This window comes from Kerstersia gyiorum (genome assembly GCF_048595715.1).
Classification (GTDB): domain Bacteria; phylum Pseudomonadota; class Gammaproteobacteria; order Burkholderiales; family Burkholderiaceae_B; genus Kerstersia; species Kerstersia gyiorum.
The window spans coordinates 2,940,174-2,965,743 of record NZ_CP169556.1 but is presented as its reverse complement, the minus strand read 5'-3'; the positions used below and the strand labels follow the sequence as shown (position 1 = coordinate 2,965,743).

At 63.4% G+C, this 25,570-nt stretch carries 23 protein-coding genes; 6 read left to right on the top strand and 17 right to left on the bottom strand.

Going from position 1 to position 25,570, the window contains the following annotated elements; translation table 11 throughout:
- Window positions 1-8: 8 nt before the first annotated feature.
- The 8 genes from leuS to rmuC all read right to left on the bottom strand — a co-directional run bounded on the left by leuS (window position 9) and on the right by rmuC (window position 9,474).
- The gene (gene leuS, locus ACEW7X_RS12945) at window positions 9-2,669 is read right to left on the bottom strand and encodes a leucine--tRNA ligase (RefSeq protein ID WP_130486776.1); all 2,661 of its coding nucleotides are present in this window, start codon (window positions 2,667-2,669) and stop codon (window positions 9-11) included.
- Window positions 2,670-2,756: 87 nt separating this feature from the next.
- Entirely contained in the window at window positions 2,757-3,965 is a 1,209-nt protein-coding gene (locus tag ACEW7X_RS12940) for an MFS transporter (RefSeq protein ID WP_083969337.1), read from the bottom strand.
- A gap of 76 nt (window positions 3,966-4,041) precedes the next feature.
- On the bottom strand, window positions 4,042-4,581 hold the full coding sequence (locus tag ACEW7X_RS12935) for a MarR family winged helix-turn-helix transcriptional regulator (protein WP_127774992.1): 540 nt from the start codon (window positions 4,579-4,581) through the stop codon (window positions 4,042-4,044).
- A 218-nt stretch (window positions 4,582-4,799) separates the two neighbouring features.
- On the bottom strand, window positions 4,800-5,411 hold the full coding sequence (locus tag ACEW7X_RS12930) for a LysE family translocator (RefSeq protein ID WP_068366585.1): 612 nt from the start codon (window positions 5,409-5,411) through the stop codon (window positions 4,800-4,802).
- Window positions 5,408-6,079, bottom strand: a complete 672-nt coding sequence (locus tag ACEW7X_RS12925) for a B3/4 domain-containing protein (protein WP_130486617.1) — start codon at window positions 6,077-6,079, stop codon at window positions 5,408-5,410. The genes ACEW7X_RS12930 and ACEW7X_RS12925 overlap by 4 nt, the downstream gene beginning before the upstream one ends.
- A 138-nt stretch (window positions 6,080-6,217) precedes the next feature.
- The gene (locus ACEW7X_RS12920; protein WP_420177284.1) at window positions 6,218-7,066 is read right to left on the bottom strand and encodes an AraC family transcriptional regulator; all 849 of its coding nucleotides are present in this window, start codon (window positions 7,064-7,066) and stop codon (window positions 6,218-6,220) included.
- 22 nt (window positions 7,067-7,088) lie between these two features.
- Entirely contained in the window at window positions 7,089-7,784 is a 696-nt protein-coding gene (locus tag ACEW7X_RS12915; RefSeq protein WP_130486619.1) for an aspartate/glutamate racemase family protein, read from the bottom strand.
- Between the two features lie 169 nt (window positions 7,785-7,953).
- Window positions 7,954-9,474 (bottom strand): DNA recombination protein RmuC, encoded by a 1,521-nt coding sequence (gene rmuC, locus ACEW7X_RS12910; RefSeq protein ID WP_130486620.1) that lies wholly within the window; start codon window positions 9,472-9,474, stop codon window positions 7,954-7,956.
- Window positions 9,475-9,772: 298 nt separating this feature from the next.
- Here rmuC and ACEW7X_RS12905 point away from each other — a divergent pair, with 298 nt between their 5' ends.
- The gene (locus ACEW7X_RS12905) at window positions 9,773-10,108 is read left to right on the top strand and encodes a thioredoxin family protein (protein ID WP_068367689.1); all 336 of its coding nucleotides are present in this window, start codon (window positions 9,773-9,775) and stop codon (window positions 10,106-10,108) included.
- A gap of 96 nt (window positions 10,109-10,204) precedes the next feature.
- Here ACEW7X_RS12905 and ACEW7X_RS12900 read toward each other — a convergent pair whose 3' ends face one another.
- From ACEW7X_RS12900 to ACEW7X_RS12870, 7 genes are all read right to left on the bottom strand, one after another.
- Window positions 10,205-12,376 carry a malate synthase G gene (locus ACEW7X_RS12900; RefSeq protein WP_127774989.1) on the bottom strand — a complete coding sequence of 724 codons (2,172 nt, stop codon included), beginning with the start codon at window positions 12,374-12,376 and terminating at the stop codon, window positions 10,205-10,207.
- A 427-nt stretch (window positions 12,377-12,803) separates the two neighbouring features.
- On the bottom strand, window positions 12,804-13,604 hold the full coding sequence (locus ACEW7X_RS12895) for an ABC transporter ATP-binding protein (protein WP_130486621.1): 801 nt from the start codon (window positions 13,602-13,604) through the stop codon (window positions 12,804-12,806).
- On the bottom strand, window positions 13,597-15,513 hold the full coding sequence (locus tag ACEW7X_RS12890; protein WP_068366567.1) for an ABC transporter permease: 1,917 nt from the start codon (window positions 15,511-15,513) through the stop codon (window positions 13,597-13,599). Before ACEW7X_RS12890 ends, ACEW7X_RS12895 begins: the two co-directional genes overlap by 8 nt.
- Window positions 15,510-16,685 carry an ABC transporter substrate-binding protein gene (locus tag ACEW7X_RS12885; protein ID WP_240733251.1) on the bottom strand — a complete coding sequence of 392 codons (1,176 nt, stop codon included), beginning with the start codon at window positions 16,683-16,685 and terminating at the stop codon, window positions 15,510-15,512. The genes ACEW7X_RS12890 and ACEW7X_RS12885 overlap by 4 nt, the downstream gene beginning before the upstream one ends.
- 213 nt (window positions 16,686-16,898) lie before the next feature.
- Window positions 16,899-17,066, bottom strand: a complete 168-nt coding sequence (gene rpmG / locus ACEW7X_RS12880; protein ID WP_068366564.1) for a 50S ribosomal protein L33 — start codon at window positions 17,064-17,066, stop codon at window positions 16,899-16,901.
- Between the two features lie 32 nt (window positions 17,067-17,098).
- A complete protein-coding gene (rpmB, locus tag ACEW7X_RS12875) occupies window positions 17,099-17,335 on the bottom strand; it encodes a 50S ribosomal protein L28 (RefSeq protein ID WP_068366561.1) in 237 nt (78 codons plus the stop codon).
- 325 nt (window positions 17,336-17,660) lie between these two features.
- On the bottom strand, window positions 17,661-18,746 hold the full coding sequence (locus ACEW7X_RS12870) for a DUF4272 domain-containing protein (protein ID WP_420177283.1): 1,086 nt from the start codon (window positions 18,744-18,746) through the stop codon (window positions 17,661-17,663).
- 322 nt (window positions 18,747-19,068) lie between these two features.
- On the opposite strand from ACEW7X_RS12870, the gene icd reads away from it, so the two are divergent.
- From icd to ACEW7X_RS12845, 5 genes are all read left to right on the top strand, one after another.
- Window positions 19,069-20,328, top strand: a complete 1,260-nt coding sequence (icd, locus tag ACEW7X_RS12865) for an NADP-dependent isocitrate dehydrogenase (protein ID WP_420177282.1) — start codon at window positions 19,069-19,071, stop codon at window positions 20,326-20,328.
- A 292-nt stretch (window positions 20,329-20,620) separates the two neighbouring features.
- Window positions 20,621-21,880 (top strand): RNA-guided endonuclease InsQ/TnpB family protein, encoded by a 1,260-nt coding sequence (locus ACEW7X_RS12860; RefSeq protein WP_420177931.1) that lies wholly within the window; start codon window positions 20,621-20,623, stop codon window positions 21,878-21,880.
- 16 nt (window positions 21,881-21,896) lie between these two features.
- On the top strand, window positions 21,897-22,205 hold the full coding sequence (locus ACEW7X_RS12855; protein ID WP_240733250.1) for a ClbS/DfsB family four-helix bundle protein: 309 nt from the start codon (window positions 21,897-21,899) through the stop codon (window positions 22,203-22,205).
- Window positions 22,206-22,440: 235 nt separating this feature from the next.
- Window positions 22,441-22,971: an ester cyclase gene (locus ACEW7X_RS12850; RefSeq protein WP_415777414.1), complete on the top strand. Its 531-nt coding sequence runs from the start codon at window positions 22,441-22,443 to the stop codon at window positions 22,969-22,971.
- A gap of 25 nt (window positions 22,972-22,996) precedes the next feature.
- Window positions 22,997-23,641, top strand: a complete 645-nt coding sequence (locus tag ACEW7X_RS12845) for a DsbA family protein (protein WP_068366549.1) — start codon at window positions 22,997-22,999, stop codon at window positions 23,639-23,641.
- A gap of 26 nt (window positions 23,642-23,667) precedes the next feature.
- Here ACEW7X_RS12845 and ppk2 read toward each other — a convergent pair whose 3' ends face one another.
- Window positions 23,668-24,603: a polyphosphate kinase 2 gene (gene ppk2 / locus ACEW7X_RS12840; protein ID WP_127774982.1), complete on the bottom strand. Its 936-nt coding sequence runs from the start codon at window positions 24,601-24,603 to the stop codon at window positions 23,668-23,670.
- A gap of 546 nt (window positions 24,604-25,149) precedes the next feature.
- Window positions 25,150-25,452: an ArsR/SmtB family transcription factor gene (locus tag ACEW7X_RS12835; RefSeq protein WP_202969498.1), complete on the bottom strand. Its 303-nt coding sequence runs from the start codon at window positions 25,450-25,452 to the stop codon at window positions 25,150-25,152.
- Window positions 25,453-25,570: the final 118 nt, after the last annotated feature.

Sequence of the window (25,570 nt, the reverse complement as noted above, 5' to 3'; positions counted from 1 at the left end):
TCGGGCTATCAGCCGACGACGTTGACCAGTTTGCCCGGCACGACGATCACGCGCTTGGGCTGGCGGCCTTCCAGGTAGCGGACGACGGCTTCGTGGCTGGTAGCGGTTTGCTCGATGGATTCCTTGCTGGCGCCATTGGGCACGCTCAGGCTGCCGCGCAGCTTGCCGTTGACCTGCAGCATGAGTTCGATCTCGTCTGCGACCAGGGCCTGTTCGTCGACCAGGGGCCAGGGCGCGTCGAGCAGGTCGCCCAGCTTGGCGGCATAGCCCAGTTCGTTCCAGAGGTTCCAGGTAACGTGAGGGACCACCGGGTAGAGCACGCGCACCAGGATACCCAGCACTTCCGCCTGGGCGGCATGCGCTGCCGGGGTATCGGGCAACTCGGCGCTGTCGATGACGTTCAGCATCTTCATGCAGGCCGACACCACGGTGTTGTACTGGATGCGGCTGTAATCGTAGTCTGCCTGCTTGAGCAGGGCGTAGATTTCGCGGCGCAGTTCCTTGACGGGCTTGTCCGCGCCTTGCCAGTCCGGGGCAGCGACGGCCAGACCCTGGGCCACGGAGGCTTGCAGGCGATGGGCCACGGACCACAGGCGGCGCAGGAATCGGTTGGCGCCTTCAACGCCGGCTTCCGACCATTCGAGCGTCTGCTCGGGCGGGCTGGCGAACATCACGAACAGGCGGGCAGTGTCGGCGCCCTGGCTGTCGATCAGCGATTGCGGGTCGACGCCGTTGTTCTTGGACTTGGACATGGTGCCCACGCCGCCATAGTCGATGTGGCTGTCATCCGCCTTCAAGCGAGCGCCGGTGATGGAACCCTTGGCGTCGTAGACGTTTTCGACTTCTTCCGGCCAGAAGTATTCGATGCCGCCGCGTTCATTGCGGCGCGAATAGATGTGGTTCAGCACCATGCCCTGGCACAGCAGGCGGGTGAAGGGTTCGTCGAATTTGACGAGATCCATGTCGCGCATCACGCGGGTCCAGAAGCGCGCATACAGCAGGTGCAGCACAGCGTGCTCGATGCCGCCGATGTATTGATCCATCGGCATCCAGTAGTCATTGCGGGCATCCACCATCGCCTGATCGTTGCCGGGCGAGGTATAGCGCATGAAATACCAGGACGAATCCACGAAGGTGTCCATGGTGTCTGTTTCGCGGCGCGACGCCTTGCCGCATTTGGGGCAGCTGCACTTCAGGAAGGCTTCGTCGCTGGCCAGCGGGTTGCCGCTGCCGTCCGGGATCAGGTGTTCGGGCAGCACCACCGGCAGGTCCTGTTCGGGAACCGGCACCGGGCCGCAATCCGGGCAGTGGATGATGGGGATGGGGGTGCCCCAGTAACGCTGGCGCGAAATGCCCCAGTCGCGCAGGCGGTAGGTGATGCGCTTTTCGCCCAGGCCGAGGGCGGCGAGATCATTGGCGATGGCATCCACGGCAGCGGCAGAACTCAGGTTGTCGTACTTGCCGGAATTGACGGTCAGACCGCTTTGCTTGTCGCCATACCAGTCCTGCCAGGCCTGGTCGGAGAATTCCTTGCCTTCGAGCGCGATGACCTGGCGGATGGGCAACTGGTATTTCAGCGCAAAGGCAAAGTCGCGTTCGTCGTGCGCGGGCACGCCCATGACGGCGCCATCGCCATAGCTCATCAGCACGTAGTTGCCGACCCAGACCGGCACCTGCGCGCCAGTCAGCGGGTGGATGACGCTCAGGCCGGTGGGCAGGCCTTCTTTTTCGCGAGTGGCGATTTCGGCTTCGGTCGTGCCGCCCAGGCGGGTTTTTTCGATGAAGGCGGCCAGTTCCGGGTTGTTGCGGGCCGCATGTTGGGCCAGCGGATGCTCCGGCGCCACGGCGCAGAAGGTCACGCCCATGATGGTGTCGGCACGCGTGGTGAAGACATACATGCGGCCGTCCTGGATCAGTTGGCCGGCATCATCGCGGATGTCATGCGTGAAGGCGAAGCGCACGCCCTGGCTCTTGCCGATCCAGTTGTCCTGCATGATGCGCACGCGCTCGGGCCAGCCAGGCAGGCCGCTTTCCAGCGTTTCGTGCAGTTCTTCGGCGTAGTCGGTGATGCGCAGGTAATAGCCGGGGATTTCACGCTTTTCCACCGGGGCGCCGGAGCGCCAGCCGCGGCCATCGACCACTTGTTCGTTGGCCAGCACGGTCTGGTCCACCGGGTCCCAGTTGACGATCTGGGTCTTGCGGTAGGCGATGCCTTTTTCCAGCATCTTCAGGAACAGCCACTGGTTCCATTTGTAGTAGGACGGATCGCAGGCGCACATTTCGCGCGACCAGTCGATCGCCAGGCCCATCGCCTTCATCTGCTTCTTCATGTAGGCGATGTTGTCGTAGGTCCACTTTGCAGGCGGCACCTTGGACTTGATGGCGGCATTCTCGGCCGGCATGCCGAACGCATCCCAGCCCATCGGCATGAGCACGTTGTAGCCGCGCATGCGCAGCTGGCGCGTCATCATGTCATTGATGGTGTAGTTGCGCACGTGCCCCATGTGCAGCTTGCCGCTGGGGTACGGCAGCATGCTGCAAGCGTAGAATTTCGGCTTTTCCGTGCCGTCGGCGTTCGTGGCGTGTTCGGTGACACGATAGGCGTCGCGGCTCTGCCAGTTTTGCTGGGCCTGGGATTCGACGGCGAGGGGCTGGTAGCGATCCTGCATGATATTCACGTCATTCAGAAAATAATGAGCGCGGCCATCGGGCCGCGCGAGAAGGTATCCATTATAGGGGGATGCGCCGCCAGGCGGCTAACCCTGGCGGCAGCGCTGGTCGAATGCCTTGGCGCTGGCCGGCGATGCCTGCACCACCAGGACCAGGGACAGCAGCACCAAGCCTGCCATCAGGCTCCAGGCAGCCTCGAGACTGCCCAGGCTGTCGCGCAGCTGGCCGGCGGCAAAAGGCAGGACGCCCGCCACGAGATAGCCGATGCCCTGCACGAAGGCGGCGAGGACGCCGGCGTGGCGCGGCTGGCTGGCGTGATCCATGGCCAGGATGAGCGTCAGGGGGAAAAGCGCACCTATGCCCAGGCCCAGCATGGCGATGATGAGCCAGGGGGCGGCCAGCGGCATCCAGGCCAGCATGAGGTAGCCTGCCGTTGCCAGGACGGTGCAGCCGGCCAGCAGGTAGCGGCGGTCCGGGCTGCGCGGGGCCAGCCAGGCCACCAGGAAACCGGCGACGACTTCGAACAGCGTGAGTACGGCCAGCAGGATGCCTGCCCGCTGGGGCGAAGCACCCAGTTCGATGTAGTACGGCGCCAGCCAGGCCAGTGCGAGCGTATAGCAACTGCCCGAGGCGCAGAACAGGCCGGCCAGCAGCCAGGCGCGCCGATAGCGCCAGGGGCGGAAGACCGTGCCGGCGGGGGCCGGCGTTCCGGCAGCGGCTGGCGTGCGGGCCGGGTCACGGAAATTGCGGGTGGCGGACAGCCAGAGCACCAATGCCAGCAGCGCGGGCAGCGCCCACATTGCCAGCGCTGGCTGCCAGTCCATGCTGTGCAACAGGACAGGGGTGCCGGCGGCGGACATGGCGGCGCCGCCCATGATCATGCTCACATAGAGCGCCATCAGCGTGTCTATGCGGGTCGGGAAGTGCAGCTTGATGAAACCGGGGACCAGCGTTTGCGCGATGCCAATGCCGATGCCGGCCAGCAGGGCGCTGCCCAGCAGCCAGGCAGGGTTGGCCGCCATCAGGCGCAGTAGGCAGGCAATGAATACCAGCAGCACGCCGATGGCGATGCCGCGCCGCATGCCCAGCCGGTAGACGGTAGCGCCCGCCAGCGCCAGGATACCCATGGCCATGATGGGCAGCCCGGTTACCCAACCCATGGCCTGGTAGCTCAGGCCGGTCGCGCTGCGTATGGTTTCTATCAGCGGGCTGATGACGGCCAGCGCAGGCCGGAGATTGAGGCCGACGAGCAAAATGGCGGCGATGCAGAACAGTTGGCCAGGACGGAGTTTCATGAAGGGATGCCTGATTGTCTGGGGGAAGGGAAATATCTGAACAGGACGCCGGCCGGGCCGGCATGGCTTGCGTTGACTATGTCCGGTCGTAGGGCAGCAGGAGCTTGCGCAGCAGCGCTGCCAGCATGAGGCTTTCGGCCGTGTCCAGAGGATGCAGCACGCGCTTCATCTCTGCCATATAGGTGTCCAGCGACGCGAGCAAGGTGGCCTGCCCGCTGGCAGTCAGGCTGACGAAGATGCTGCGCCGGTCGTCGGGGTTGGGGGCGCGTACGATCAGTCCGCGTTTTTCCAGGGTGTCCAGGCGGTAGGTCATGGCGCCGGAAGTCAGCAGCAATTGTTGCGTGAGCTGCTGCGGGTGCAGGGAATAGGGCGGGCCGCTGCGGTACAGCGCCGCCAGCACGTCGAAATCGCCCATTTGCAGCGCATGCTCGCGGAAGCGGCGCTGCATGTCCCGGTCCAGCAGGGCCGCCAGGCGCCAGATGCGGCTGGTGACATGCATGGGCGAGGTGTCGGCGTCTGGCGCATGTTGTTGCCATTGGCCCAGGATGCCGTCGACGAAGTCCGTGCCGGTCGCCTCAGCGGGGGTGTCGGGGGCAAGGGAAAGGTCAGGCTGCATTATCTTTAAGTTAAATATCTTTAATTAAAGATATTTTATGGGGCAGATCGCAGCGAGTCAAAGAAGCTGTATCGCATTGCAACGCATGGTGCAGGCTACGGGTGGCGGCGTCGCGCTCGATCCTGCCGAGGCCAGGAGGGACGTGGCAGGCTGGCGCAGGTGCTTCCCGGCCCGCGCTGACGCCGGGAAGAGAGGCCGAGCCCGTACTGGCCGCGGGCTCAGCGCTGCATATAGGCCAGCCGGGCTGCCAGCAGAAGGAAGGCGGCCGCGAAAGTGCGGCGCATCCACAACAGTACCGGCGGACGTTCCAGCACATGGCGGCGCATGGCTGCCGCGAATACGCCATAGAACGCGAATACTGCGAAGGTCATGGCCATGAAGACCAGGCTGAGGGCCAGCATGTGCAGCGTGGCGTCAGGGTCGCCAGGCGCGACGAATTGCGGCAGGAAGGCCAGGAAGAAGATGGACAGCTTCGGGTTCAGCAGGTTGAGCAGAATGCCGGACAGCACCGTGGCGCCATGTGAACGTGGTGCCTGGCCGGGTGCTACCCTGAGCGCGCCCTGGCGCCTGAGGGTATGCCAGGCCATCCATAGCAGGTAGGCCACGCCCAGGTATTTCACGATCTCGAAGGCCAGGGCGCTGGCGTGCAGCAGTGCCGCCAGGCCGGTCATGGCGGCGGCTATGTGCGGCACGATCCCAAGCGTGCAGCCCAGCGCGGCGGCCAGGCTGGCGCGCCCACCCTGCGCCAGGCCGGCAGCTACGGTATAGACGGCACCCGTGCCAGGCGAGGCCACGACAATGAAAGAGGTCAGCAGGAATTCCGGGGTCATGCCGTTTCCACCTGCTGGAGGCGCGCCTGGGGCCATGTTTCGGCCAGCGCGAGTTGCAGGACTTCCGCCAGCCGCGCCAGGTCTGCCGTTGCCCGGGCGTGCAGCGCCTCGGCCACGATCAGGGCGCTGCGGGTCGTGGCGCACACGGCGGACGCCGCGCTCTGCCGGTTGCACCAGCGCCGGGCGTGGGCCAGCCCGGCGTCATCGGCAAAGATGACCTCGCCGGCATCCGGCTGCTCCTGGGTGCCGTCGAAGGTATGGTAGCTTTCCTGCCCGGTGGCAGGGCGCACCTGCAGCGAACCTTGGATGCAGGACAGGTCGAAGACGGCAATGGGAATGGCGTGGGCCAACGATACCGCGTTGCAAAGATCGACCAGCGGATGGATGGCAGGCAGCAGGCGTTCACGGCGAAAGCGGCGCAGCAGGGCTTCGGCGGCGCAACGGTATTGCGAGGGCTTCAGACCCATGCGCGAAAATGCCTGCCGCCATGCGGTAATTTCGGCGAAGCTGCCTTCCTGCCCGGTTTCCAGGCGGCGGGCCGCCTGGGTCCAAAGCAAGGCAATATGCCCCTCAGGCCGGGCCTGGGGGGTAATGCCGTCCAGCATGATGGCGTGAGTGGCCAGGTCGGGAAAATCCGAACGTATTTCGGGGGCGTAGCTGAATCGCACGACTGTTCTCCGGCTGAGGGACCAAGCATCAGTTTGCGGTTCGCGGGGGCTGGCGTCTTGAAGAAAATTGCAGCCATTCGTTGGCCGGGAGCCGCAAGGGTGCAAGAAAGGCTGTCGGCCCTTTGCCTGATGGCCGCTTCAGCCTGCTGCAGTCACGGCCCCGGCTGCTGAGCGCGACTGCAGGGCATAGCTGCCGGGTGAAAATCCGAAGTTGCGGACAAAGCAGCGTGTCATGTGGCTTTGGTCTGCAAAGCCGCAGGCCAATGCAGCATTGGCCAGGGACATGCCCTTGGCAATGAACTGCCGCGCCCTCAGTATGCGTCGCTGCACCAGATAGGCATGAGGCGTGAGCCCGGTCAGGCCGGCGAAGGCACGTACCAGCTGGAAGCGGCTCAAGCCGGCTTCGCGGGCCAGGTCCGCCAGCGAAAGCGGCGCCTGCGGCGCATCGTCTATCATGGCTTTCGCACGGTTGGCCCGGCCGACCAGGGTGTGGGCAGCCACGGGGGCGGGCAGGGGGCGATCCAGCAGGTGCGTCAGCAGCAGGGGCAAGGTTTCGTCTACTGCCAGCGGGTCGCCGCCAATGCTTGCCTCGACCGCCGCCTGGTAGAGCGCCAGGAACCGCCTGCGCGCTTGCGTGTGGCGCAGGACGGGATAGGCGAGCTCTTGCACGGGATTGCCTGTGCTGTCCACCATGTCTGCCAGGGCGGCGGCCATCCGTTCCTGGCTGAAGTAAAGCATGTGCCAACAGCGCGGGCCGTCACCGACAGGCATGCCATCATGCACTTCTCCGGGATTGACCGAAATGAGGTCACCCGCCATGGCTTCCACCTGTCCCCGGCCGCTGGCCGAGCGTTGCGCCCCGCCAAGGATCAGGCCGATGCCGAAATCATCGTGGATATGCCGGCCGAAGTGGCGGCTGGACTGGGCCTCAACCATTTCCATGCCCAACCCGGCCACCCGGCGTACGTTGAAAGCGTGGTCTGTCATGCTGGCTTCCACCTGGAACCGCTTATGGGCGCAGCGCCCATTGCGCTGCATGCAGTGCGTGCAGGCGCGTGGTATCGAATAGCGGCACGTCCACATGCTGAGCCTGCACCAGCAGCGAGATCTCGGTGCAGCCCAGGATGATGGCCTGCGCGCCGTTGCCGACCAGCCGCTGAATGATTTCCAGGTAGGCCGCGAGGGATTCATCACGGATGATGCCCTGGCAGAGCTCTTCGTAGATGATGCGGTGTACGGTGCCGCGGTCGGCATCGTCCGGGGTCAGCACTTGCAGCCGGTAGCGGTTTTCCAGCCTGGCGCGATAGAAGTCCTGTTCCATGGTGAAGCGCGTGCCCAGCAGGCCGACGCTGGTAAAACCCGCCGCCTGTATGGCTTGCGCAGTTGGATCGGCAATGTGCAGCAAGGGAATGTCCGTTGCCTGTTCGATCCGGTCGGCGACTTTATGCATGGTGTTGGTACACAGCACCAGCCCGTCGGCGCCTGCGGTTTGCAGCCGCCGGGCGGCATCGGCCAGCAGCGCGCCTGCCTCGTCCCACCGGCCCGCATGTTGCAGGCGTTCGATATCGTGGAAATCTACGCTGTAGAGCAGGATGCGCGCCGAGTGCAGGCCGCCCAGCTGCGCCTTGATGGTTTCGTTGATCTGGCGATAGTACGGAATGGTGGATTCCCAACTCATGCCGCCGAGCAGGCCCAGGGTTTTCATTGCAATCCTTGCGTAGGAAAAGTGCCTGTGACCACTGGAAAGCATGGCGCGGCAGGCGTGTTTGGGGCGATTCCGGTGTCCAGGCAGGCCTGGCGCCGGCAGACCAGTTTATATCCGTGCCAAAGCCGCGAGGCGGCGTGCGGCCGCCTGTTGCCAGGCACTATGGGGTTCAGGGCGTGGCCTCATCAGGTTCGGGGGCGGGGGCAGTGTCGTCCAGCTCCAGTTCCAGCGCGGCGCGCTGGACCAGGTGCGCGGGCAGGTTGCCCTGTACCGCCACCCCCAGACGCTGGAAGTCGTTGGCTTGCTGGATCAGATTGCCGCGTCCGGTGACCAGCCGGTTCATGGCGGTATTGTGTGCGTCGCGGGCGCGCTCCAGGGCCTTGCCGACTTCTTCCATGCTGCTCAGGAAACCGGCCAGCTTGCGGTACACGCTGGCGGCCCGTTCGGCCAGTTCCATGGTGTGCTTGTTCTGGGCCTCGAAGCGCCATAGCTGGCGCACGATGTTCAGGCTGGACAGCAGCGTGGTGGGAGTAGTCACCAGCACATTGCTTTCGATGGCGCGCTGGAACAGTTCGCTGTCGGCCCGCATGGCTTCAGCAAATGCGGATTCGATGGGAATGAACATGAAGACCATTTCCGGGGTATTGAGCCCCGGCAGCTGGAAGTACGATCGGTCCGAGAGTTCCTTGATGCGGCTGCCTATGGCCGCCACGTGCTCCTTCAGTGCCTGGGCGCGTTCGGCGGGGTCTTCTGCATTGACATAGCGGGTGTAGGCGTTGAGCGAGGCCTTGGCGTCGACGATCAGGTGCTTGCCCTGCGGCAGATAGATGATTGCATCCGGGCGGCGCCGGCCATCCTCGGTCTGGAAGCTGACTTCGCGGCGGTAGTCGCGGCCATCCTGCAGGCCGGAGCGATCCAGCACGTTTTCCAGCACCAGTTCCCCCCAATTGCCCTGTTTCTTGGCTTGCCCCTTGAGCGCAACGGCCAGCCCGTGGGCTTCTTCCGACATTTGCCGGTTCAGCTCCTTGAGCTGGGCCAGTTCGGCTTTCAGGCTGGCATGGCGGGCGATGTCCTGGCCGTGGATTTCTTCGATCTTGCCGCGGAATTCCTGCAGGCGTTCGCGCAGCGGCTGCAGAATCTGGTTCATGCTGTCCCGGTTGGATTGGGTGAAGCGCTGGCTTTTGTCTTCCAGTATGTCGTTGGCCAGGCTGCGGAACTGATCCGTCAGGGATTGGCGGGCATCCTGCAGCAGTGCCAGTTTTTCGGCGTGGCGTTCGCGTTCGGATTCAAGCTGGGCCTGCATGCTGACCAGGCGTTCGCGCAGCGCGGCCGCCAGCGCGTGACTCTGTTGCAGTTCAAGCTGCAGGTGGCTGATTTCTGCGCCCAGGCGGCCCTGCTGGTTCAGGCGTTCCTGCAGCGTGGCGTGTTCGCTGCGCAGCGCTTCCATGGCAGCACGCCAGTATTCCGTCTGTTCGGTCTGGTCTTCCAGGCGCTGGTGCAGGTTGATGATCTCTGCTTCGCGGGATTCCAGGCGGGCCTGCAGGGCAAGCACTTCCGTCTGCAAGCCTTGGCTGGCGCGTTCGACGGCGGTGCGTTGGCGGATGCGCAGCAGCAGCGCGGCAGCGGCAAATCCGGCCAGCGCGGCGAGCACAAGCCAAAGGGCGGGGAAATCATTCAGGGAGGATGGCATGGCGCAGGTGGCGGAAACGAAACAACGGAAACGAAACAACGGAAACGAAACAACGGAAGCAAACTCTAGCAAGCTGTCATTGTCCCATGGCGCCCCGGGACAGGCTACGATGTCGCCCATTGTTCCGGCTGCAACACGGCCGCTGGCTGCCGGGGCAATGCCTGGTAATCAACACTGGAGTGTGGCGCCCTCGCGGATGCGCCGGGAGAGGAAGACGATGGGATGGCGTAGCAGCGAGCGGGGTTCCGAGGAAGCCATGGAACCGGTGCGGGACGAAGACGCATGGGCGCAGGCCGACCTGCCGGAAACCGATTTGAACGACGGCACGGCAGACCGCTTCCTGCTGGATGCGAAAGGCACGACGCTGGTGGTATTCCACAGCAAGACCTGCGCCAATTGCGCGGTGGCGCGGCGCCAGTTGCCCGGCATGCGCCTGCCGGTGGCCAGGCTGGCCTGGGTCGATGCCGGTGACAATGGCGGCCTGGTGGAACGCTACGAGGTGTTTCACCTGCCGGCGCTGTTCGTGGTGCGTGATGGCGTTTTTTATGGCGCGATCCAGGCGCACCTGAGCGCCGTGGATATCGGCCGTCAGATCAGGCTGGCCCTGGACAGCTATCCGGCGGAATTGCCCTGACCGCCCAGGCGCTGTTGCCGTCCTGAGCACACCGCAGGCCAGGGCGTTGGTCGCGGCCCCTGCAGGCGCCGCAACCAGGCTGTCGTCTGCTAGGCGTCAGCCCTGCGCCTTCACTTTCAGTCGGTAGGCGTGCAGCAGGGGCTCGGTGTAGCCGTTGGGCTGGGCCCGGCCCTGGAACACCAGGGCGCGAGCCGCCTGGAAGGCCAGCGATTCATCAAAGCGGCCCGCCATGTTCTGGTAGGCCGGGTCGCCGGCGTTCTGCTGGTCGACGACGGCAGCCATGCGGCGCAGCGTGGCTTCGACCTGTTCCGCGCTGACAATGCCGTGGTGCAGCCAGTTGGCGATATGCTGGCTGGAAATTCGCAGGGTTGCGCGGTCTTCCATGAGGCCGACGTTATTGATGTCGGGCACCTTGGAGCACCCTACGCCCTGGTCCACCCAGCGCACCACGTATCCCAGGATGCCCTGGGCGTTATTGTCCAGTTCGCGCTGTATGTCTTCCGCACTCCAATCGGGTTGGGCGACAACTGGAATTTGCAGCAGGTCGTCCAGCAGGGCATCGCGCACCTGCAGATAGGCGGTCTTGGCCAGTTCGCGCTGCACTTCCTGCACGTTCACCTGGTGGTAGTGGATGGCGTGCAGCACGGCGGCCGTGGGCGAGGGAACCCAGGCGGTATTGGCGCCGGCCTTGGGGTGGGCGATTTTCTGTTCCAGCATGGCCGCCATCAGGTCGGGCATGGCCCACATGCCCTTGCCGATCTGCGCCCGGCCACCCAGGCCGGCATGCAGGCCGGCCAGCACGTTGTTGCGTTCATAGGCCTGGATCCATGCAGAGTGCTTCATGTCGCCCTTGCGCAGCACCGGGCCGGCATTCATGATGCTGTGGATTTCGTCGCCGGTGCGGTCCAGGAAGCCGGTGTTGATGAAGGCCACGCGTGCCGGCGCTGCCGCAATGCTGGCCAGCAGGTTGACGCTGGTGCGGCGCTCTTCGTCCATGATGCCCAGCTTCACGGTATTGCGGGGCAGCCCGAACAGGCTTTCGACACGGCTGAACAGATCATCTGCGTAGCGCACTTCGGCTGGGCCGTGCATCTTCGGCTTGACGATATAGATGGAGCGGCGCCGCGAGTTGCGGCCGCTATTCAGGTCGGGCAAGGCGGCCAGCGTCGTGACCACGGCGTCGAGAATGCCTTCGAAGATTTCAGCGCCCTGGGCGTCGAGTACGGCCGGGTTGCGCATGAGATGGCCGACGTTGCGTATGAACAGCAGGGAGCGGCCGTGCAAGGTGAGCTTGCCGCCCTCGGGGGTGGTGTATTCGCGGTCGGCGTTCAACCTGCGTGTGAAGGTCTGGCCATCCTTGCTGACAGCTTCGGTCAGTGTGCCCAGAATCAGACCCAGCCAGTTGCGGTAGATCTCGGTCTTGTCCGCCGCGTCGACGGCGGCGACGGAATCCTCGCAGTCGATGATGGTGCTGAGCGCAGCTTCGAGCACGATGTCCTTGATATGGGCCGGATCGCTGCGGCCAATGGCGTGCTGGGAGTCGAACTGGATTTCCAGGTGCAGGCCGTGATGCTGCAGCAGGATGGCCTGGGGGGCGTCGGCCTGGCCCTGGTAGCCGCGCAGCTGTCCGGCATCGCGCAGTGCAGTGACGGTATTGCCTAGGCTGACCTGCAATTGGCCGTTGACGATACGGTAGCCGGTGGCGTCAGCATGGGAACCCTGCTGCAGGGGGGCTGCCTCATCGAGCAGCGCCCGGCCGCGCGCGATGACTTGGGCACCGCGCACCGGGTCGTAGCCCTTGGGCTGGCTGCCGGCTTCGCGGGGAATGGCGTCCGTGCCATAAAGGGCGTCGTACAGGCTGCCCCAGCGCGCATTGGCGGCATTCAGGGCATAGCGTGCATTGCTGGCAGGCACGACCAGCTGGGGGCCGGCCTGGTGGGCGATTTCCTCGTCCACGTCGTCCGAGCCGGCGGATACGGCTTCCGGCAGGGCCTGCAGGTAGCCGATCTCCTGCAGAAACGCGCGGTAGGCTGCGGCGTCGCTGATGGGGCCCGGATGGCGGGCATGCCATTCGTCCAGTTGTTGCTGCAGGCGGTCGCGTTCTTCCAGCAGTTGTTGGTTGCGCGGCGTGAGATCGTTGACGATAGCAGCGAATCCGGCCCAGAACGCATCGCCCGGGATGCCTGCGGCCGGCAGGGCTTCATTATTCAGGAATTCGTCGAGCTCACGGGCGACGCGCAGACCGTGACGTGTAATGCGATCAGACATTGTGTTGACTCCACCTTGATTGAAACTTTTATCGCCGCTGGCAATGCTGCATTGCAGCGAACGTCTTTCAGGCTTTTTACCTGAAAAGCGTTCCTGCGTATATGGTAATTGCCATTTTCATGTATGAAATCAATGCCTTGCATGGGCTTTATTTCAGATGGTGAATTGCCGTTGCATGGCGTGGCATGGCAGTGCTGTTTTGCATGCGTTGGCGCCTGGCTTGGCGGCATCGTCATGTGTCTTGGCAAGCCGGACGAGTACCGAAGTGGGGCGGTCTTGTCATTGGATTGCTGCGTCGCGGGGCGGTGACGGCAGCAGGCAGGCGTCGGACAGGCACATGGATATCAGGCCAGGGCTGGGCAGGCCGCTTGAGCGGGTGACTGCAGCACCGGGCAGTATGGGTGATGGCTGCCGGACGGCGAAATGGCTAGCGCTGGAAGCTGTCGTTGCCCAGGTAGGCGCGCCTGACCTGAGGGTCTTCGGCGACGATGGCAGGCGAACCCAGCGCGATGAGCCGGCCCTGGGCCAGCACGGCGACGCGGCTGGCATGCCGGAACACCACGTCCAGGCTGTGTTCGGTAAACAGGACGGCCAGGCGGCGTTGCTCGACCAGCGAGCGCACGAGTTCCATGAGCGCATGCCGCTCGGCGCTGTTCATGCCGGCGGCCGGTTCGTCCATCAGCAGCAGTCTGGGGGCATGGGCCAAGGCCATGGCCAGTTCCAGCCGTTTGACGTCACCATAGGCCAGCACACCAGCGGGCCGCGCCGCCTGTTGTCGCAGTCCCACCTGTTCCAGCAGGGCCAGGGCTTCATGTGGCGCGTAGCTGGCGGCGCGGCGCCAGAAGTGCATCAGCCGGCGGTCGCGCGACAGCAGTGCGGCCTGCACGTTTTCCAGTACGCTCAGCATGGCGAAGGTGGCCGCAGTCTGGAAGGTGCGGCCTATGCCCAGCCGCCAGATGGCCTGCGGGCCCAGCCGGGTCAGTTCCTTGCCGTCGAAGCGCACCGAGCCCGCCGTGGGACGCGCCTGGCCGCCGAGAATATTGAAGCAGGTGGACTTGCCCGCGCCATTGGGGCCGATCAACGCCAGGATTTCACCGGCATGCAAATCGAAGGAGACATCATCCAGCGCCGTGACGCCGCCGAAAACCTGGCGCAGGCCACTGACTTGCAGCAGCGGTACGGCGGCGCTGGGCAGGGTGCCGCGGGCAAGCAATTGCTGTTCAGGCATGGGAGGCTCCCGGAGCCGGGGGCGGCGCAGGCCGGTTGCGGCCGCCCAGCAGTCCGCCTGGCAGCAGCACCACCAGCAACAGGATGACCAGACCCAGCACGGCATGCCAGTATTCCGTGGCGCGCGCGACGGTATCGTGCAGCCAGGTATAGGCGCTCGCGCCGGCGAGCGGCCCGGCCAGGGCGTTCAGGCCGCCCAGCATGACCATCACCAGGCCATCGACGGAGCGGCCCACGGCCAGCACGTCCGGGGCGATGCTGCCCTTGGAAAAGGCATAGAGCGAACCTGCCATGCCGGCAAACAGCGCGGCGGCGATGAATCCTGCCCATTGCAGGCGGCGCGTGTCCATGCCCAGCGCCTGCGCCCTGGCGCTGTGGTCGCGCGTGGCGCGCAAGCCCAGGCCCAGCGGCGAAAAAATCAGACGGCGCAGCAGCCAGACACATCCCGCGCAGCTTGCCAGGCTCAGGTAATAGTAGGTCTCGGGCGTATCCAGCCAGGGAGATGGCCACAGGCCGATCAGCCCGTTGCTGCCGCCGGTCAGGCTTTCGAACTGATAGGCCAGCGCCCAGATGATTTGCGCGCATGCCAGTGTGAGCATGGCCATATAGACGCCGGAAAGCCGCACGCAGAACCAACCGAACAGCAGGGCAGCCAGCACCGCCAGTAGCGGGCCGAGCAACAGCGCGGCTTCCATGGGCAAGCCTGCATGGATGGCGGCGAAGGCAGCGCCGTAGGCGCCCAGGCCGAACCAGGCGGCATGGCCGAAGGAATGCATGCCGGCCGGGCCGATGAGGAAATGCAGGCTGGCGGCAAACAGCGCGGCAATGAGGATGTCCGTACCCAGGATGGTGAGATACGGCCAGGTGTCTGCCAGCAGGGGCAGCGCGGCCAGTATCGCCAACAGGAACAGGTAGGCCAGCCGCACGCGCGGGCTGGCTGGCCGCAGTGTTGCCGCGCCGCGCTCGGGGGGCGGCGCCGGCTGGGGCTGGCCCAGCAAGCCCCAGGGGCGCCAGATCAGCACGATCGCCATGACGATGAATTCCGCCGCGAGGGTCAGGCGCGACAGGCTGAACACTTGCCCCGCGATAGTGATGTCACCGATGAAAATGCACAGCGCCTTGATTTCGCAGATCAGCAGCGCGGCCAGGAAGGCTCCAGGGATGGAACCCAGGCCGCCGACGACCACCACGACAAAAGCGCTGGCGATGACCTCGATATCCAGGCTCAGCGTGGCGGGTGTGCGGGGCGCGGCCAGAGCGCCACCCAGGCCGGCCAGGAACGCGCCCAGCATGAAGGCACTGGTGAACAGCAGCGCCTGGTTCACGCCCAGGGCCGACAGCATGCTGCGATTCTCGGCAGCAGCGCGCAGCAGCATGCCCCAGCGCGTGCGCTGTTGCAGCAGCCACAACAAGCCCAGCACGGCGGGGCCGGCAAGTATCAGGAACAGGTCATAGGCCGGGAAACGGCGTCCCAGCAGTACAACGGCGTAGCCCAGGCCGGGCGCGCGCGCGGCGAATTGGTCGGCCGGGCCCCACACAGCCAGCGCCAGGTCGCCCAACAGCAGGACGAAGGCAAAAGTGGCCAGCAGCTGGAACAGTTCGGGCGCTCGATAAATACGGCGCAACACCACGATCTCCAGCAGCCCGCCGAGCAGGCCGATGACCACGGCAGCCAGTGGTAGCGCGAGCCAGTAGGCAGCTGTCTCCCATGGCGTGCCAGCGCTCCAGCCGGTGGCTGTCCGGGTCAGGCTGACGGCCAGATACATGCCCAGCATGTAGAACGAGCCATGGGCGAAATTGACGATGCGCGTGACACCGAAGACCAGCGACAGTCCGGCGGCTACCAGGAACAGCGCACTGGCGTCGGCCAGGCCATTGAGCAGCTGCAGCAGCAGCCCGCTGAAGCTCATCGCGGCGCAGTCCTCAGCTTGCGTACTTCGTCGTCGCTGGGTTGCAGCGTGGCGCCATCCAGATAGCGGATGTTGCGCATCACGCCTTCGCCGTTCTCGACGTCGGTGGTGCCGATATAGACCCCCAGCGTCGATTGATGGTCGAGATCGCGGTATTCGATGGGACCGTACGGGCTGTCGAGCTGCAGGCCGCGGAAGGCCTGGATCAGCGCTTCCGTATCGGTGCTGCCGGCCTTCTCGATACCTGCCGCCAGCGACATCAGCGACGCATAGCCCACGACCGAACCGACCTTGGGATTCTGCTTGAAACGTTCCTGGTAAGCCTTGACGAAGGCCTGGTTCTCAGGTGTGTCGATGGCATACCAGGGGTAGCCGGTGACGATCCAGCCCTTGGGCGTTTCTGCGCCCAGCGCTTCCAGGTATTCAGGTTCGCCGGAGAGTACCGACACGACATCGCGGCCTTCGAACAGGCCACGGGTGTTGCCTTCGCGAACGAAGCGCGTCAGGTCAGCAGCGAACAGGACATTGAAGATCGCATCGGGCCGGGCATCGGCCAGCGCCTGCACGACCGGGCCGGCATCCAGCTTGTTGAGCGGTGCAGCGATCTCTGCGACGAATTCGACATCCGGCTGGGCTGCGCGCAGCATTTCCTTGAAGGTGGCAACGGCGGATTGGCCATATTCATAATCAGGATAGACGATGGCCCAGCGCTTTTTCTTGAGGGCGATGGCTTCGGGGGCAAGGGCCGCCACGTGCATCCAGGTGGAGGGGCGTAGGCGGAAGGTGTAGCGGTTGCCGTTGCCCCAGGTGATCTTGTCGGTCAGGGGTTCGGCCGCCAGGAAAAAGACTTTGCGCTGGCGGGCGAAGTCGGTCAGCGCCAGGCCGGTATGGGACAGAAAACCGCCAAACAGGACTTCCACGCGCTCGCGCGCCAGCAGTTCCTGGGCCGCACGCACGGATTCGCCCGGGTTCGCGTTGTCGTCGCGCCAGATGACTTCCACCGGCCGGCCGAGAATGCCGCCACGTGCGTTGATTTCCTCTCGCGCCAGTTCCCAGCCCAGCTTATAGGGTTCCAGGAAGGCGGGAATGGCCTTGTAGCTGTTGACTTCGCCGATGCGCAAAGGCTTTTCGGCATGAGCCTGCAAGGCGGCCAGGGCTAGGGTGGGGCCCATGATCAGGCCTAGTGCAAATCGGCGGAGGCAGGACATGATGGCGGCGTCCAAGAGTTATCATCAATGTAAGTATAAGTCGCTCGTTCGCCGCGACGATCAATTGATTGATAAGGGATAACCCTTGGTTTCTGTCTGGATGGTAGCGAAGAACGCGGGCAAAAGAAAAGGCCCCGCAGGAGCAGGGCCTTTTTCAGGCTGTGGCAGCACGAAGGCTTACTTCAGCTTGGTTTCCTTGTAGTCCACGTGCTTGCGAGCGACGGGATCGAACTTCTTGATCAGCATCTTCTCGGGCATGTTGCGCTTGTTTTTGCTGGTCGTGTAGAAGTGACCGGTGCCGGCAGTGGATTCCAGCTTGATCTTTTCGCGAATACCTTTGGCCATGGTGAGCTCCTAGTGATATGCAGCTTGGCTGCTTAGGCGGCTTGGCCGCGGGCGCGCAGGTCGGCCAGGACGGCGTCGATACCGTGCTTGTCGATGGTGCGCAGGGCGCTGGCGGAAACGCGCAGGCGAACCCAGCGGTTTTCGCTTTCAACCCAGAACCGGCGCGATTGCAGGTTGGGCAGGAAACGACGTTTGGTCTTGTTGTTCGCGTGCGAAACGTTGTTGCCCACAGTCGGGCCCTTGCCGGTCACTTGGCATACGCGTGCCATGGTTGCACCTCTAGTCAATAAATGTCGCTGCCAACCGTGTTTCAGGCTGGGCGCCCCGCCATCATGGCCAGGCTGCAGGCGTCTGTTGAATATAAAAACCCGTTGTGGCGCTGTTATTGCGCTACAGCACCGCATTCACGGGGGCGCCAGCAGGGCCGGTGAAGGCCAGGGACGAGGCGCCAACTCAAAAAATACGGCTCGGGACACAAATCGTGTCTCGTAAAGACGGCTATTCTACTATGCCGGGCCTGTACTTGACAAGTTGTGTTGTTCTCGCCACGCATTGAAGTCCGTGGGCCAAGCGCGGCGCGGCTTGCGGAGACATTCAGGTGGGGGTGTCGATTTCGTCCCAAGGCGTGCCCGCGTCATTCTGAAAGCCGGTCAGCCAGTTCAGGGCATGGTGGCGTTCCATTACGATGTCGCCATTGACGCCTTGCGGCGCAGTGTCCTGCTGCCCGGCCTGGCGGACGATCCAGTGCTGGCGCCAGACGATGTCCAGCGCATCCAGAATTTCATCGGCCGGCCGCAGGCGCGTGGCCTGGCGGAACGCGGCATCTTCCGCCAGGCGCAGCACGATGCGCGACAGCGCCTGCGGTTGCGCTGCCGAGACGGCGTCCGCCGGATCCATCTCGGCCAGGGAGAGCGCCCAGAGCAGGGCCCGCAGCGCTTCATAGCGCCACACCATGTTATTGGCGGTTTCAGTCTGGGCCGAGGCGGCTTCCGGATTGTCCGGGGTTGCCTCCAGGAACTCGTTTTCCTGGGGCGTGAGGGCTGCGACGCCGTCGGGGTTGCGCGCGCGCATGATGGCCGCGAAGCCGAAGTCGCCGTTGAGGATGGCTTCAGCATGCGCCGCGACGCAGAACAAGGCCATGGCACGCTGCACGACCTGTTCGGCAGCCGGCAGGGCAGCTTCGTCGACGCCCAGTGAGGGCGGCATGCCGGCGGGCGGCGCGGGGCGCGCCTGCTCCAGCAGGGCGAGGGTACGGACGCGCCGCTGCAGCGCGTCAGGCGGATAGGGCAGCCGTGCTTCGTCGTCGGCTGCGCCATCGGCTGCCATCAGGATACGCAGGGCCGGGTCACGCACCGAGCCGTCGGGCAGGAACAGGATGGCATTGGCGCGGTAGGCCCACTCCTGCATGCCGGCCAGTGCGTCGCTGTCCTTGCTGTCGATGGTGAAGCTGGCATGCTGGCCGACACGCTGGATATGACGCCACAGATGGTAGCGCCGTGCCGTCATGCTGCCATCACCCCGATTCATGATGTAGCCGACGAAACCTTGCAGGTGCGGTGCCAGTTCGGAGTCGTCCAGCCCGCGGCAACCCAGCATCTCATGGGGAAAATCCAGGGCAGGCAGGGTTCGCACGGTGGCATAGGCGTTGATGGACAGGCGTTCTGCCGGGGTGGCGTTCATATCTTTTTCCTTGCTCGGGTGACAGGCATGCAGTGATGGCTGCTCAGGGTGATCGCGGCCTGGGCCGACCTGAATTGTGCCAGTCCGATGGGTCAGTCCGGTTGCAGGGCCTGCTTTCTTCTGGTGAGGGAATGTGTCCTTTGCGCACCGGGTTCTCCATGGCACGGCGTCTGGCGGCGCAATCGGCGGATGCAGGATAAAATCAGTGATCATTCTGCCTGGCCACGCCGCTTGCGGCGCACAGGAGGGAAGGTTCGGCCTTTGGGGCCGTCCGGATGGCCGGCAGTGTCGCACAAGCATCGAACCAAGCATACGAGCGCCTATGTCTTTCCAGCACATCAAGGTTCCAGAGCAGGGCCAGAAAATTACAGTCAATAGCGATGGCTCGCTGAATGTTCCCGATCAGGTCATCATTCCCTTCATCGAGGGCGATGGCGTGGGCGTGGATATTACCCCTGTCATGCAGTCGGTCGTGGCCGCTGCTGTCGAAAAAGCCTATGGCGGCAAGCGCGCCATACACTGGATGGAGGTCTTCGCTGGTGCCAAGGCGACGCGGGTCTATGGCCCCGACGTCCTGCTGCCGGATGAAACCCTGGATGCGCTGCGCGAATACGTCGTGTCGATCAAGGGCCCGCTGGCAGCGCCTGTCGGTGGTGGCATCCGGTCCCTGAACGTCGCCATGCGCCAGCGCCTGGACTTGTATGTCTGCCTGCGCCCGGTGGCGTATTTCAAGGGCGTCCCGGCACCGGTACGTGAACCGGAAAAGACGGATGTGGTCATCTTCCGTGAGAATTCCGAGGATATTTATGCCGGGATTGAATTCCAGGCTGAGTCCGAGCAGGCCAAGGAACTGATCGAATTCCTGCGCAACCGTCTGGGCGTGGGCAATAAGATCCGCTTCCCGGATACGGCGTCGCTGGCGGTGAAGGTGGTGTCCCGCGAAGGTACCGAGCGCCTGGTGCGCAAGGCCGCGCAGTACGCCATCGACCACGACCGCAGTTCGATCACGCTGGTGCACAAGGGCAATATCATGAAGTTCACGGAAGGCAGCTTCCGTGATTGGGGCTATGAACTGCTGCGCCGCGAGTTCGATGCCAAGCCTATTGATGGCGGGCCGTGGTGCAAGTTCCGCAATCCCAAGACGGGCCGCGAGATCATCGTCAAGGATGTGGTGGCGGATGCCTTCCTGCAGCGCAGCCTGCGCCGCCCTGCGGAATACGATGTCATCGCCACGCTAAATCTGAACGGCGACTATATTTCCGATGCGTTGACCGCACAGGTCGGCGCTGTCGGGATTGCTCCCAGTGCCAACCTGTCCAATACCACCGCCTTGTTCGAGGTCACGCACGGCACGGCGCCGCGCTACGCTGGCAAGGATTACGTGAATCCCGGCTCGGAAATCCTGGCGGCGGCGATGATGCTGCGCCACCTGGGCTGGGTGGAAGCGGCGGCGTTGATCGTCTCCAGCATGGAAAAGGCCATTCTTTCCAAGCACGTGACCTACGATTTTGCGCGTCAGCTCGAAGGGGCTGCCCAGGTATCGTGCTCGGGCTTCGGCAAGGTCATGATCGACCAGATGTAAACAATAATGTGTGCAAGCGTCGGCCAGGCAGGGCTTGGTGCTTGCCGGGCATCTGGGCATCAAGCCCGGATGTAGGGCGGTCGTGCGGGAGGAATCCGGCGCGACCGTACCGGCAGAACGCGTGCGTGAAGCCAGCATGGTCGGCCATGCCCGGAACACGTGGATGAGCGTGTCCGATCTGGTGGCCTATTTGATCAGAAAGCGCGTCAAACCATGCCCTTCAGGGCGCGGAAGGATAGCGCGGGCCACGCAGTGGCCCTATACTATCGCTGTATATGTATACAGCATGGCCATGCAACGCCTTCAAGCCTTCAAATACGAATTGCGCCCCAACGGCCAGCAAGAGCGGCAAATGCGCCGTTTTTCTGGCTCGTGCCGCTTCGTGTTCAACAAGGCATTGGCGCTGCAAAAGGCCAACCACGAGGCAGGCGGCAAGTTTATCGGCTACGTCGCCATGGCCAGGCACCTGACCGCCTGGCGCAATGGCACTGAAACGCCGTGGCTCAAGGACGCGCCCGTGCATCCCTTGCAACACGCCCTCAAGGACTTGGAGCGGGCCTACAGGAACTTCTTCGCCAAACGTGCAAACTTCCCACGTTTCAAGAAGAAGGGGCAGCACGAAAGCTTTCGCTACCCCGACGCCAAACAGTTCAAGCTGGACACGGGCAATACCCGCATCTTTCTGCCCAAGCTGGGCTGGATGCAGCTGCGGTTGTCTCGTGCGTTGCTGGGCAAGCCCTGCAACGCCACCATCAGCCAATCGGGCGGCAAGTGGTTCGTCGCTATCCAGACCGAGCGCGAGGTGCGGCAGCCCGTGCCGCAGGCCACATCGGCCATCGGCATTGACATGGGTATTGCAAGGTTTGCCACGTTCTCGGACGGCAGTTTCCTTGCGCCGTTGTCCAGTTTCCAGAAGCACGAAATGCGCCTGCGCCGCTACCAGCGGGCGATGAGCCGCAAGCAGAAATTCAGCAACAACTGGCACAGAGCCAGAAGGAGAGTGCAAGCTACCCACACCTGCATCGGCAACGCCCGGCGCGATTACCTGCACAAGGCCACCAGTGCCATCAGCCAAAACCACGCGATGGTGAGTATCGAGGACTTGCAGGTGCGCAACATGAGCCACTCGGCCAGGGGCAATGCCGATCAGCATGGCAGGAACGTCAAGGCCAAGTCGGGTCTGAACAAGGCCATTCTGGATCAGGGCTGGTTCGAGTTCCGGCGGCAGTTGGAATACAAGCTGGCGTGGAACGGCGGCATTCTGGTTGCGGTGCCGCCACAGAACACCAGTAGAACCTGCCCGTGCTGCGGGCAGGTGGCCAAGGACAATCGGCGCACGCAGGCGTTGTTTCTGTGCGTGGCGTGTGGCTATGAGGAAAACGCCAATGTGGTCGGCGCGATGAATATATTAAGGGCGGGACACGCCCGGTTAGCCTGTGGAGAGGATGTCAGTCGCGCCCGGCCCGAAGCCGCAAGGACGAAGGCCAGACGTGCAGCCTCTGCGAAGCAGGAACCCGCCGAAGCGACTCACAGCAGCCCCTTGCCGCTGTGAGCGCCGTAGGAATCCCTTGCTTTCTGGCAGGGGAGGATGTCAATTTCCCGACACAGGCTACAAATGGAACGAGCTTGGCCGTCTGGCACAGCGTTTCTATGCGGATTTCGCCGAGCTCGGCTATCCCGCATTGTTGCAACGGCTGGATGCGGCGTATACGCGCATTGTGGCCAGGATAGAGGCGGAAAATGATGTCTCTCTTTATGGCGAGCCCTGGTATGAAAAATACACCATGGGCCGGATGATCCAGTTCAATACATCATCTCCCTATGCCAACGCCCGCAGCAGATTGCGCAAATGGAAGAAAGACCAGGGCATTGCCTAGGCCGGCAACGAGGTAGTCACGCCGGTGTGACTTCTTGTCGGCGTCAGGCAGTAAGGGGTAGTATGCGATTTATTGGTCTATTTTGTAGACCATTGATGTTCGCCGAGAGGCGCAAGACAGGCAGCAAACGGAGCGCCATGAGTGTGCCCGGATGCCAGTCAGCCATTGCACCTATCCCGCCACGCTGTTCGCGCATTGATGCTGCGGGCAGCGACAAGGACGATAAGGAGTTTCCATGTCCCTCAATTTCCGTCATGCCCTTCTGGGCGCGGTCCTGTTTTCCATGAGTGCGCTGGCCGCTGCAACGCAATCGGCAGCGGCAAGCGCACCGGCCGCTCCGGCCTCTGCAAACAAACCGGTGGTGCAGCACGCCGCCGCCAGGAATCTGGCCCAGGAGGAAGCCAACCGCCGCCTGGTCGTCGAGTTCTACGAACGTTTCTTCAATCAGCATGACACGGTTGCGGCGGCGGCTGTCGTGGCGGAAGACTACATCCAGCACAATCCGGCAGTGCCCGATGGCAAGGCGCCGTTTGTGGACTTCTTCACTGGTTATTTCCAGGAGAACCCGCAATCGCGTGCACGTATTGTCCGCAGCGCCACCGAGGGCGATCTGGTTTACCTGCACGTGCATTCGACCAATGGTGAGCTGGACCGAGGTCAGGCTGTCATTGATATCTTCCGGGTGCAGGATGGCCGCATTGTCGAACATTGGGATGTCATCCAGGAAGTACCGGCAGAAGCAGCCAACCGCAACACCATGTTCTGAACCCGCCTGGCCTGGAGCATAAAAAATGTCCATCAAAGAAAAAACACTGCATTACCTGTTCGATCCGCTCTGCGGATGGTGCTACGGTGCGTCGGCCTTCATGGGCAAGGCGCAGTCGGAACCGGGCTTGACGCTGTCGCTGTGGCCGACCGGCCTGTTTTCCGGGCCGGGGGCGCGCGCCATGGATACGGAATTTGCCGCATATGCGTGGTCGAATGACCAGCGTATCGAACAGTTGACCGGGCAGCGTTTTACCGAGGCTTATCGTCGGCAGGTGTTGGAAGCGGGCGGCATGTTCGACAGCGGTGCGGCGACGCTGGCCTTGCAGGCCGTCCACCAAAGCGCACCCGAGCGCGAACTGGAAGCCCTCAAGGCTATCCAGCTGGCCCGTTATGTCGATGGGCGTGATATCACGCGCACCGGCTCGCTGGTCAGTTTGCTGGGCGAGTTGGGATTGGAGCCGGCGGCCACTGCGCTGGCGGAACCGGATCTGACCCTGGTGCAAGCCTTGCAGGCGCGCACGCAGCATGCGCGCCGGCTGATGCAGGCAGCCCATGCGCGTGGCGTTCCGACGTTACTGCTGGAGGTGAACGAAACCATGCAGTTGCTGCCGTCCACGGCTGTCTATGGCAGCCCGGACGAGCTGCTGGCCCAGATACGGGCGCTTTGAACGCCGCGGCGCGCCGCGGCCATCGTTCAATAGATTTCCGGTACGTACATATCTTTGGGTACCGGGTGGCGGATGTAGTCGGGGTGATGGATGCGCGGGGGCAGCGCGATTTCTTCGTGCGGTACCGTCTGGTAGGGAATTTGTCCCAGCAGATGGTTGATGCAGTTGAGTCGCGCGCGCTTCTTGTCCACGCCTTCGACGATCCACCATGGTGCTTCCGGAATGTGCGAGCGTTCCAGCATGGTCTCCTTGGCCTTGGTGTAGTCTTCCCAGCGACGCCGGGATTCCAGGTCCATGGGCGACAGCTTCCACTGCTTGAGCGGATCATGGATGCGCATCAGGAAGCGGCGGTGCTGTTCGTCGTCGGTAATCGAGAACCAGTATTTGATGAGGACGATGCCGGAACGCACCAGCATCTTTTCGAACTCGCTGACGCTGTTGAAGAATTCCTCGTATTCATCGTCGGTGCAGAAGCCCATCACGCGTTCGACGCCTGCCCGGTTGTACCAGCTGCGGTCGAACAGCACGATTTCGCCGCCGGCGGGCAGGTGCTGCACATAGCGCTGGAAGTACCATTGCGAACGCTCACGTTCGCTGGGGGCGGGCAGGGCGGCCACGCGGCAGATACGCGGGTTGAGGCGCTGGGTGATGCGTTTGATGGTGCCGCCCTTGCCGGCGGCATCGCGCCCTTCGAAGAGCACGACGATCTTCAGCTTCTTGTGGACGACCCAGTCCTGCAGTTTGACGAGTTCGCCCTGCAAACGCAGCAGTTCTCGAAAGTAGCGCCTGCGATCCATTTCCTCGCCTTCGCAGTCCTCGCTGCGCGGCAGCAGGTCGGCGAAGTGCGCCAGGCGTTCGTCATCGAGCTCCATTTCCAGTTCTTCATCCAGACTGTCGATGAGATCCGCCCGCATGCGGCGGGCGGTATCGTCCAGGGAGGGAACGCGGGAAGAATCGCTCATGGAAAGACCTCAGTCAGAGATGGGCAGTAAGGGAGAAAGGCAGTGGAATGGCGGTCCGTACGGCGTCGGACGGGCTGCTCGGGCGCGACCGCAAGCATATTGAAATAGTATGACTGTTCAATGACCGGGCCTTCAAGCGCGGCGCAGACTGGCGCAGCCGATCTCCCGACCATGGGCCCCACCGTGGTGCACGGCGTCACGCCGGGCACAGCCCATGCGCCGGAAAGCCGCATGAATGCGGGTTTTGTGTCGCGATTGATATCTGTACGCGTCATGGTCAGGCTGAAAATTGGCGGTTTTCGCTGCTTCTTGGTAGTGACCCTATCTAGGGCATTCCCCTAGTGCATCGCGCACCGTCATCGTGCACAATTGCGTCCATGCAGGTGAGGAGACATGCCCTGCAAGGGGCAGCGAACCGGCGTGATCCGGCTGATAAAAACCATAAAACCAGCAGTACCCTATAAAAAGAAGAAAGCAGAAAGGCCAGCGCAAGCTGGCCTTTCTGCATTTCCGCTGCCATTTTTGCATCGCGGGCCTGCGGATGTTTCAGCGTGGGGCGCAGTAGATCTCCCATAGCGTGCGCATTACCTGCACGACATTCTCATTGGCCAGTTTGTAGTAAACGAATTTCCCTTCCTTTTCCGTTGCTACCAGGCCTTCCTGGCGCAGCACGCCCAGTTGTTGCGACAAGGTGGGTTGCCGAATGCCGGTAGCGTTTTCCAGTTCTCCAACATTGAGGCGCTGGCGCGAGGCGATCTGGCACAGCAGCATCAGCCGGTCTTCATTGGCCAGTGCCTTGAGCAGCGCGCATGCCTGGCCGGCGTGTTCGCGCAGCTGTTCCGGGGTCATGTCAAAAGCCTGGGCTGTTGTTTGCATGTCTGACGTCAAATTATTAAGAAAACTATATAATATGAATTAATATATTGATGGCCTGGCCAGGCAACAAACTTTTCTTGCCAAGGCGAGG

Coding starts and splice junctions, on each gene's coding strand:
- ACEW7X_RS12930 (WP_068366585.1), bottom strand. CDS start 5,411: ATGACCCCGGAATTCCTGCTGACCTCTTTCATTGTCGTGGCCTCGCCT.
- rpmB (WP_068366561.1), bottom strand. CDS start 17,335: ATGGCACGCGTATGCCAAGTGACCGGCAAGGGCCCGACTGTGGGCAAC.
- ACEW7X_RS12935 (WP_127774992.1), bottom strand. CDS start 4,581: ATGCAGCCTGACCTTTCCCTTGCCCCCGACACCCCCGCTGAGGCGACC.
- leuS (WP_130486776.1), bottom strand. CDS start 2,669: ATGCAGGATCGCTACCAGCCCCTCGCCGTCGAATCCCAGGCCCAGCAA.
- rpmG (WP_068366564.1), bottom strand. CDS start 17,066: ATGGCCAAAGGTATTCGCGAAAAGATCAAGCTGGAATCCACTGCCGGC.
- ACEW7X_RS12915 (WP_130486619.1), bottom strand. CDS start 7,784: ATGAAAACCCTGGGCCTGCTCGGCGGCATGAGTTGGGAATCCACCATT.
- ACEW7X_RS12940 (WP_083969337.1), bottom strand. CDS start 3,965: ATGAAACTCCGTCCTGGCCAACTGTTCTGCATCGCCGCCATTTTGCTC.
- ACEW7X_RS12895 (WP_130486621.1), bottom strand. CDS start 13,604: ATGCCTGAACAGCAATTGCTTGCCCGCGGCACCCTGCCCAGCGCCGCC.
- rmuC (WP_130486620.1), bottom strand. CDS start 9,474: ATGCCATCCTCCCTGAATGATTTCCCCGCCCTTTGGCTTGTGCTCGCC.
- ACEW7X_RS12845 (WP_068366549.1), top strand. CDS start 22,997: ATGTCCATCAAAGAAAAAACACTGCATTACCTGTTCGATCCGCTCTGC.
- icd (WP_420177282.1), top strand. CDS start 19,069: ATGTCTTTCCAGCACATCAAGGTTCCAGAGCAGGGCCAGAAAATTACA.
- ACEW7X_RS12920 (WP_420177284.1), bottom strand. CDS start 7,066: ATGACAGACCACGCTTTCAACGTACGCCGGGTGGCCGGGTTGGGCATG.
- ACEW7X_RS12860 (WP_420177931.1), top strand. CDS start 20,621: ATGCAACGCCTTCAAGCCTTCAAATACGAATTGCGCCCCAACGGCCAG.
- ACEW7X_RS12885 (WP_240733251.1), bottom strand. CDS start 16,685: ATGGGCCCCACCCTAGCCCTGGCCGCCTTGCAGGCTCATGCCGAAAAG.
- ppk2 (WP_127774982.1), bottom strand. CDS start 24,603: ATGAGCGATTCTTCCCGCGTTCCCTCCCTGGACGATACCGCCCGCCGC.
- ACEW7X_RS12890 (WP_068366567.1), bottom strand. CDS start 15,513: ATGAGCTTCAGCGGGCTGCTGCTGCAGCTGCTCAATGGCCTGGCCGAC.
- ACEW7X_RS12850 (WP_415777414.1), top strand. CDS start 22,441: ATGTCCCTCAATTTCCGTCATGCCCTTCTGGGCGCGGTCCTGTTTTCC.
- ACEW7X_RS12835 (WP_202969498.1), bottom strand. CDS start 25,452: ATGACCCCGGAACAGCTGCGCGAACACGCCGGCCAGGCATGCGCGCTG.
- ACEW7X_RS12900 (WP_127774989.1), bottom strand. CDS start 12,376: ATGTCTGATCGCATTACACGTCACGGTCTGCGCGTCGCCCGTGAGCTC.
- ACEW7X_RS12870 (WP_420177283.1), bottom strand. CDS start 18,746: ATGAACGCCACCCCGGCAGAACGCCTGTCCATCAACGCCTATGCCACC.